9 protein-coding genes and 1 tRNA gene are annotated in these 8065 nt (G+C 69.1%); all 10 read left to right on the top strand.

Translation table 11 applies throughout. The annotated features are described in order from the left end of the window. The coding region (locus Q7W02_08210) for an endonuclease domain-containing protein (protein MDO8476167.1) at positions 1 to 364 on the top strand (364 nt) is incomplete at its 5' end. Then, positions 361 to 1722, top strand: a complete 1362-nt coding sequence (gene xseA, locus Q7W02_08205) for an exodeoxyribonuclease VII large subunit (GenBank protein MDO8476166.1) — start codon at positions 361 to 363, stop codon at positions 1720 to 1722. The genes Q7W02_08210 and xseA, both read left to right, overlap by 4 nt. Then, the gene (locus Q7W02_08200; GenBank protein ID MDO8476165.1) at positions 1703 to 1942 is read left to right on the top strand and encodes an exodeoxyribonuclease VII small subunit; all 240 of its coding nucleotides are present in this window, start codon (positions 1703 to 1705) and stop codon (positions 1940 to 1942) included. Before xseA ends, Q7W02_08200 begins: the two co-directional genes overlap by 20 nt. 54 nt (positions 1943 to 1996) lie before the next feature. Continuing rightward, positions 1997 to 2866, top strand: a complete 870-nt coding sequence (locus Q7W02_08195) for a polyprenyl synthetase family protein (protein MDO8476164.1) — start codon at positions 1997 to 1999, stop codon at positions 2864 to 2866. Between the two features lie 2 nt (positions 2867 to 2868). Beyond that, positions 2869 to 4155 carry a phosphopyruvate hydratase gene (gene eno / locus Q7W02_08190; protein MDO8476163.1) on the top strand — a complete coding sequence of 429 codons (1287 nt, stop codon included), beginning with the start codon at positions 2869 to 2871 and terminating at the stop codon, positions 4153 to 4155. Beyond that, positions 4152 to 4445 carry a septum formation initiator family protein gene (locus Q7W02_08185; protein ID MDO8476162.1) on the top strand — a complete coding sequence of 98 codons (294 nt, stop codon included), beginning with the start codon at positions 4152 to 4154 and terminating at the stop codon, positions 4443 to 4445. The genes eno and Q7W02_08185 overlap by 4 nt, the downstream gene beginning before the upstream one ends. A 15-nt stretch (positions 4446 to 4460) precedes the next feature. Further along, positions 4461 to 5960: a glycosyltransferase gene (locus Q7W02_08180; GenBank protein MDO8476161.1), complete on the top strand. Its 1500-nt coding sequence runs from the start codon at positions 4461 to 4463 to the stop codon at positions 5958 to 5960. 20 nt (positions 5961 to 5980) lie between these two features. After that, complete coding sequence (locus Q7W02_08175; GenBank protein ID MDO8476160.1) at positions 5981 to 6370, top strand: cupin domain-containing protein; 390 nt, start codon at positions 5981 to 5983, stop codon at positions 6368 to 6370. Between the two features lie 169 nt (positions 6371 to 6539). Further along, positions 6540 to 6616 (top strand) — tRNA-Met (locus Q7W02_08170). A gap of 131 nt (positions 6617 to 6747) precedes the next feature. Next, positions 6748 to 7167 (top strand): hypothetical protein, encoded by a 420-nt coding sequence (locus Q7W02_08165; protein MDO8476159.1) that lies wholly within the window; start codon positions 6748 to 6750, stop codon positions 7165 to 7167. Positions 7168 to 8065 lie beyond the last annotated feature (898 nt).

Below are 8065 nucleotides of genomic sequence, written 5' to 3'. Positions count from 1 at the left end.
CCAGCATCCCATCGGCCCCTTCATCTCAGACTTCTGCTGCACGGAAGCCAAGCTGGTTATCGAGCTCGACGGTGGTCGGCACGCGCTGCGGCTGCGTGACGATCAGGTACGCACGGAGTACATCGAGTCCCAAGGGTACGTGGTCCTTCGCTTCTGGGACAACGAGGCCTTGACGAATACGGAGGGCGTACTTCACCGCATCGTTGAGGCGCTTGGCGTCAAGGGATCTCCCCCCTCACCCTACCCTCTCCCCAAAGGGGAGAGGGGTCCGGGAAGGCCTATTCGAATGAAACCCTCTCCCCAGCGGGGAGAGGGTAGGGTGAGGGGGCCAGAGGTGAGGGGGCCAGAGGTGAGGGGGCTGTGAGCGAGGGTGAGCGGCGGGTTTTTACGGTCTCTGAGCTGACGGTGCGGCTCAAGGCGGCGCTCGAGGAGACATTTCCGGGCGTGTGGGTCGAGGGGGAGATCTCGAACCTGCGCACGCCCGGCTCGGGCCACGCCTACTTCACGCTCAAGGACGAGGGCGCGCAGCTCTCGGCCGTCCTTTTCCGCGGGCGGGGCAGGCGCGTGCGCTTCGATCTTGAGGACGGCATGCAGGTGCTGGCCTTCGGCGGCCTCGACGTCTACGCCGCGCGCGGGCAGTACCAGCTGGTCGTCGAGATGATGGAGCCCAAGGGTCTCGGCGCGCTCCAGCTCGCGTTCGAGCAGCTCAAGCGCAAGCTCGCGGCGGAAGGCCTCTTCGACGAGGGACGCAAGCGGCCGCTGCCGGCCTTCCCGCGCGTGATCGGCGTCGTCACGTCGCCCACGGGCGCCGCCATCCGAGACATCCTCAACATCATCGGCCGCCGCTTCGGCGACCTGCGCATCCTCATCGCTCCCGTCCGCGTGCAGGGCGACGAGGCGCCCGGCGAGATCGTCAAGGCTTTGGAGAATCTCCAGACGGTTCCGGATCTCGACGTCGTCATCGTCGGCAGGGGCGGCGGCTCGATCGAGGACCTCTGGGCCTTCAACGACGAGGGCGTCGCGCGCGCCATCGCGGCCTGCCGCGTGCCCGTGATCTCCGCCGTCGGCCACGAGACGGACTTCACCATCGCCGACTTCGTGGCCGACCTGCGCGCGCCGACCCCTTCGGGAGCGGCGGAGCTCGTGGTGCGGGAGAAGCTCGTGGTGATCGAGACGCTCGCCGATCTCTACGCGCGGCTCAAGCAGGCCGTGACCGCCGAGGTCGCGGCGTACCGGGAGCGCGTCCTATTCCTGAGCCGTCGCCGCGTGCTGACGGATCCCGCGCGGGCGCTCCGCGATCTCCACCGCCGCCTCGACGAGCTCCAGGGCCGCCTGCGCCTGGGCCTCCGCGCGAGCCAGCGCCAGGTCAGGCACCGCGTGGCACTCGCCACCGGCGCCTTGCGCTCGCGCAATCCCTTGGCTAGGATTGCCGGCGGCGCGGCGATGCTGGGCCAGCTGAGGGGCCGGCTCGTGGCCTCGGCCGCGCACAGCCTGAAGGCGTCGCGCTCCCGCTTCGCCGAGACGGTCGGCCGGCTCGAGAGCCTCTCGCCGCTGGGGGTGCTGGCGCGCGGATACAGCCTGACGCGCCTGCCCTCGGGGGCCGTCGTGCGGAGCGCCGGGCAGGTCGCCGTGGGCGACCCCCTCGAGATCCTCCTGTACCAAGGCGCGCTCGGAGCGCGCGTGACCGACGTCAAGGAACGGGATGAAAGACATCAAGTTTGAGGACGCGGTCCAGCGGCTCGAACAGATCGTGGACCAGCTCGAGGCCGGCGATCTGCCGCTCGAGCAGTCGCTCAAGGTCTTCGAAGAGGGCGTCGCGCTCGCCCGCCGCTGCGCCAAGTACCTCGAGGAGGCCGAGAAGCGCATCGAGCTCCTCACCAAGGACGAGTCGGGGCTGCTCAAGGTCGAGCCCTTCGAGTGGGACAAGGACGCCCAGTCGTGAAGGTCGCCAAGTCGTGAAGACCGGTAAGCCGTGAGCTTCGATCTCGCCGCCTACATGGTCGAGCGGGCCCGCGCCGTCGACCAGGCGCTCGGCCGCTTCCTGCCGGCCGAGTCGGCGCCGCCCGAGACGCTCCACCGGGCCATGCGGTACAGCGTCTTCGCCGGCGGCAAGCGCCTGCGCCCCGTCCTCGTCATCGCCGGCGCGGAGGCGGTCGGCGGCAGGCCGGACGACGTCATGCCGACGGCCTGCGCCGTGGAGATGATCCACACGTACTCGCTGATCCACGACGATCTGCCCGCCATGGACAACGACGACTTCCGCCGCGGCGTGCCGACCAACCACAAGGTGTTCGGAGAGGCCCTCGCCATCCTGGCGGGGGACGCGCTGCTGACCTTGGCGTTCCGCCTGCTGGCCGACAATGTGCCGGCCACGTCGAACGGGCCGCGGCTCCGTGACGTCCTCGTCGAGATCGCCGACGCCGCGGGAAGCCCGGGCATGGTCGGCGGACAGGTGGCCGACATCGAGTGCGAGGGCAAGCCGGCCGACGCGGAGATGGTGGACTACATCCACACCCACAAGACGGCCGCCCTGATCCGCGCCTCGATCCGCGCCGGCGCCATCCTGTCGGGCGCGACGCCGGCCCAGCTCGACGCCCTCGGCGTCGTGGGCGGCGCCCTCGGGCTGGCCTTCCAGATCATGGACGACATCCTCGACGTCACCGCGACGACGGAAGAGCTCGGCAAGACGGCGGGCAAGGACCAGGCGCAGCAGAAGGCGACGTACCCGGCCGTCCACGGCATCGAAGCCTCCCGCCGCCGGGCGCAGGCCCTCGTCGCCGAGGCGCACGCCGTCCTTGCTCCGTTCGGGCCGCGATCTCAGCCGCTCAGGGAGCTCGGCACCTTCATGATCGAGCGGAAGGCCTGAGCGTGTCCGAGATCCGCACCGTCCACGCCCGCGAGGTCCTCGACTCGCGCGGCAATCCCACGGTCGAGGTCGAAGTCTGGCTCGACTCGGGCGCCTTCGGCCGCGCCATGGTGCCCTCGGGCGCCTCGACCGGCACGCGCGAGGCGGTCGAGCTGCGCGACGACGACGACACCCGCTACGGCGGCAAGGGCGTGCGCCAGGCGGTGCGCAACGTGACGGAGACGATCGCCCCCGAGGTCGAAGGCCTCGAGGCGACGGAGCAGGCCGCCGTGGACCGCGCGCTGCTCGAGCTCGACGGCACGCCGAACAAGTCGGGCCTCGGCGCCAACGCGCTCCTCGGCGTGTCGCTGGCCGTCGCGCGCGCCGGCGCCGACGAGTGCGGCCTGCCGCTCTACCAGTACCTGGGCGGGCCGGGCGCCCGGATCATGCCGGTGCCCATGATGAACGTGCTCAACGGCGGCGCGCATGCCGACAACGGCCTGGACATCCAGGAGTTCATGATCGTGCCCGCGGGAGCGGGCTCCTTCGGCGAGGCCCTCCGCGTCGGCGTCGAGGTCTTCCACGCGCTCAAAAAGCTGCTCAAGGAGAAAGGCCTCTCGACGGGCGTGGGCGACGAGGGCGGCTTTGCCCCGAGCCTGCCCGGCAACGAGGCGGCGCTCGACTTCGTGCTGCGCGCCATCGAGCGCGCCGGCTACCGGCCCGGGGAGGACGTCTTCCTCGCCCTCGACCCGGCGGCGAGCGAGTTCGGCAAGCACGGGCGCTACCGCCTGCGCGCCGACCGTGCCGACAAGTCCCGCGAGGAGATGATCGCGTTTTACGAGCAGCTCCTCTCGCGCTACCCCATCTGCTCGATCGAGGACGGCCTGGGCGAGGACGACTGGGAGGGGTGGCGGGCGCTGACGCAACGGCTGGGCTCGCGCATCCAGATCGTGGGGGACGACATCTTCGTCACCAGCCCGGCCATCCTCCAGGAGGGCATCCGCAAGGGGATCGCGAATGCGATCCTGGTCAAGCTGAACCAGATCGGGACGCTGACCGAGACGCTCGAGACGATCGAGCTGGCCAAGCGCGCCGGCTACGGCACGATCATCTCGCACCGCTCGGGCGAGACCGAGGACACCTTCGTCGCGGACCTGGCCGTCGCCGTCAACGCCGGGCAGATCAAGACCGGCTCGCTCTCCCGCGGCGAGCGCACCGCGAAGTACAACCAGCTCCTGCGCATCGAGGAGGAGCTGGGCCCGTCTGCCGTCTGGCCGGGCCGGGCGGCCTTCGGGAGCCGGGCGCAGTGAACGTGCGCTCGCTCCGTCTCGTCCGCACGGCGGTGCTCGCGGTGCTGGCCGTCTCGTTCGCCGCCTACGGCGGGCAGAGCCTCACGCGCGTGTGGACGCTCAAGAAGGAAGTCGAGAACCTCGAGCGCGAGGTGGGCGCGCTCCGCGCCGAGACCGCGCGGCTGACGGCCGATGTGGATCGCCTCCGGACCGATCCCGATTACATCGAGCAGATCGCCCGCGACAAGCTCGGGCTGGTCAAGCCCGGCGACCGCGTGCTCAAGCTGCCGCCGGCCTCCGGAAGCCGCTAGACTACCGGGGCCCCCATGGACGCGCTCCTGCCGATCCTGTTCGTCGTCGCCCTCGTCTTGAACGTCCGCGCGTCCTTCAAGCTGAGCCTCGACTGGCGCGGCATGCTGACGACGGTGCGTTTCGTCCGCGATGCGTACGCGCGCCGTTCCGCGCTGCCGACCGAGGAGGCGCTCGAGCACGACCCCCAGGCGCCCGTCTTCCTCCACCTCGTCCCGGCCTTCCAGGAGCCCGACATCGCGGGCACGGTCAAGGCGCTCTGCGCCTCGCGCTACCCGCACCCGGGCCTCCATGTCGTCGTCGTGACCAAGAAGGAGGAAGAGCGCGCGCCGCACCCGGCCATGGGCGTGTGCACGGGCGAGCTGGTGCGCCGGCTCCGCGAGACCCTGCCGCCCTACCAGCAGAAGCGCCTCGCGCATCTCGTCATGCCGGGGCCCGGCCGCAAGGCGCAGCAGCTCAACTGGGCGCTCCGCCCCGAGGCCCTCCGCGAGATCCTGGGCGACTCCTTCGATCCGTCGCGCGTCTTCGTCGGCGTGAGCGACGCCGACTCGATCCCCGACCCCGACACGTACCGCTGGATCGCTTCGCTCGAGCTCGGGGGGCAGGGGAGCCTCGCGTACCAGGGCATCACGCTGTCGCTCGCCAACTACGACCGGCTCGACATCCGCGGGAAGATCTGCGCCATTCAGCAGTCGTCCATCTTCATCCGCGTCTCGATCGCGCGGCTCATCAACGAGGTCAAGCGGGTGCGGCTGTTCGACGGCTTCTCCGCGCGCTTCCCGCGGCTCGGGCGGCTCGCGCGCCCGGCTTTCGAGCTCTGCTTCCGCCGCTCCCAGATCTGCCTCGGCCACAACCAGTTCGTGCGCCTGGACGTGATGCAGTCCCTGGGCGGCTTCCCGACCTCGGGCGCCACGGAGGATTCCACGCTCGGCTACGCGCTCGGCGCGCGCGGCATCCTGATCCAGGCGATGCCGATGGTCGAGCTGATGGATCTGCCCGAGACGCCCGACAAGATGGTCCGTCAGAACGCGCGCTGGTACCTGGGCGTGCTCGACGACATCCCGTTCCTGCGGCGCGTCTTCCGCGAGCGCCCGACAGCCTTCAACCTGGCCCAACTGGTCCGGCACGTCGGCAACAAGGTCGTCGAGTGGCCGATCGCCGCGCTCGTGTATCCGGCGACGGGCTACCTCGGCTGGTGGCTCGCCTACATGTACCGCGGCCGCCACCCGTGGCTCTTCTACCTGGCGACGGGCGCGCCGACGCTCTCGCTGATCCTGACCGTGTGGGTGGGCGGCATCGTCACCCAGAACCTCGTCGAGGAGCTGCGGCCGTATCTCCCGCGCGAGGTGGACCTGCGCCGCAAGAGCCTCAAGGAGAAGTTCCTCGGCACCTTCCGCTGCCAGACCTACTGGCTGCTGGCGACGCGCGGGGCCTGGCGCGTGCTCTGGAGCATCGCCCGCACCGGCCGCTACGAGTCCGGCAAGACCGACCGCATCACCCGCGCCGCCGGCGCCTGAGCGGCATCCAGGAGACGCATATGGCCGACCGCATCCCGCTCATGGAGATCGGCACGCTGCAGGCGCGCCTGGGAGACCTCAAGGCGAAGAAGGGCGCCCCGCCGTGGTCGGAAGCGATGGTAATGACCGACGACATCCAGGCCTTCATCATCTGCCACGCCCCCGGGCATCCGAACGACACGCACTACCACCTGCACGACGAGTGGTGGGTGGTGCTGCAGGGCAAGATCGACTGGCACATCGAGGACGCGCCCGCGACTGTCCACGCGCGAGCCGGCGACTTCGTCTTCGGCCCCAAGAACCGCTGGCACCACGTCGAGCCGGTGGGCAGCGAGCCCACCATCCGCGTCGCCATCAACGCGCGCGGCGAGTTCCACCGCTACGACCGCCCCGGCTGCAAACCCCTGTGATATCCCCCCTTGCCGGCTCCCTCTCCCCAAGAGAGAGCGCCCACAGTTCCCCTCTCCCCACTGGGGAGAGGGGAGCGCCCACAATTACCCTCTCCCCAGTGGGGAGAGGGTAGGGTGAGGGGGCCTAGGTTGACACCTCCCCACCCGTCGGGTACATTGCAGTGGTCACCGCGGGGTGGAGCAGCCCGGTAGCTCGTTGGGCTCATAACCCAAAGGTCGCTGGTTCAAATCCAGCCCCCGCAACCAAGTAAGACAAGGGGTTAGCCGGGTGCCGGCTGACCCCTTCGTCGTCTTTGCTAATGGATTGCTAAGGTCTGCGGCGCTACCACCCCTGTCTTTGCACAGAAGAGGGCGACGAGATCCCCTGGGAGGTGACCGTGGCCGACCGCTATGAGCTGAGGGCGATCTTCGAGGTGGAGGACCGGAAGAAACTGCTGACCTATGCGCGTCGCCGGCACCGCGAGTGCTACCCGAGGGGCACGAGGTACGCCCCACCCCTCCCACGGGATGTTACGGACGCGATCGTCGAGAGCTTGATCGAGTCCAAGGAGGGACCAGCGCCTGAGGAATTCGGGCCCTCGTATTCCGAGTCGGTCACGGGCCCGGTCGAGGAGCGCGAAGCGTTGGCCCTCGACGGGGTACGGACGCTCTATGCGAGAACGCGGGGTGCGGGGGCAGGCTGGGAGGTTCTGGAGAAGCTACTCGAGGTTCTCCTGACACCAGAGGCTGGGCCCTCGCGTAGTACAAGTCGGCCTCGGCAGGGCGCTGGGCGGAAGCCAGACCGTCGGTCCCACTGATCGACGGACATAGTTTCGAGCATAGTGGGCGGATCGAGTTGACAGTGTGAGCGAAGCTCCTAGACTAGACTGTCCGACACGGGCGGATAGCTCAGCTGGAAGAGCACGGCCCTTACAAACCTGGCCGGCGAATGAAGGCCCCTCGGTAGTAAGTTGCGAACTTGCCGAGGGGTTTTTGTTTTTGATGTTGGGCGGCGGGGGGTGGTTTTGGCCCGAATTCGGCCCCTCGCGGGCATAGTTTTGAGCATAGTCGTGTCGTCCTGCGGCCCCAAGCGCCTACGTTTGGCGAGACCATATCTTTCCCTACGATCCGCATTTGGCTAAATCAATTCGTTGGGAAAATATCCCCCGGAGGCGTTCCTGCTGGAAGCCCCCGGCCGGCCCGGCGATCATGGGGCCCTACTCACCCGGTTGGCTCCCCGCGGTTCTGTCTTCAAGCCGAGGGGGCTTCAACGGATCCAGTCGATCTGCATGCCGGCGGGCCCAGGCGATCCACTCAGCGAGCTCGGTACCCGGCTCCATCGACTTGTCCTTGGCTTGGGCGCGGCGCTCCACCTCGTCGACGGAGGCGCGAACCTGCTGGGCCTTGGTCCAGGATTCGACCTGGCGCTCGAGAAGCTGGCTCCGCCTTGAACACCGCGTGTCGCGCGACCAGCCCGCGCCCGTGCACCTACGCCAGCAAGCGCGCGCGTCGCCGCAATCCCGGCACCAGCCAGGCAGGCATCTCGGCCCACGCCGCACCCGCCCCATTTCCTGCTTGCTTTTCCCTCGTCTCTTCTGTTCTTCTCGTCATCGTCCCGTCCCTGTCGACCGGTGGTCTTGGCAGACGCGATTCTTAGATTTCCCGGGCTGCCGGCGCCACTTTTTGAGGGCAAACCGCGAAGAGGACACCCCGGGG

The sequence above is a fragment of the Candidatus Rokuibacteriota bacterium genome (assembly GCA_030647435.1).
Classification (GTDB): domain Bacteria; phylum Methylomirabilota; class Methylomirabilia; order Rokubacteriales; family CSP1-6; genus AR37.
The sequence above is the reverse complement of the archived record's forward strand: the minus strand, read 5'-3'. Positions and strand labels throughout refer to the sequence as shown.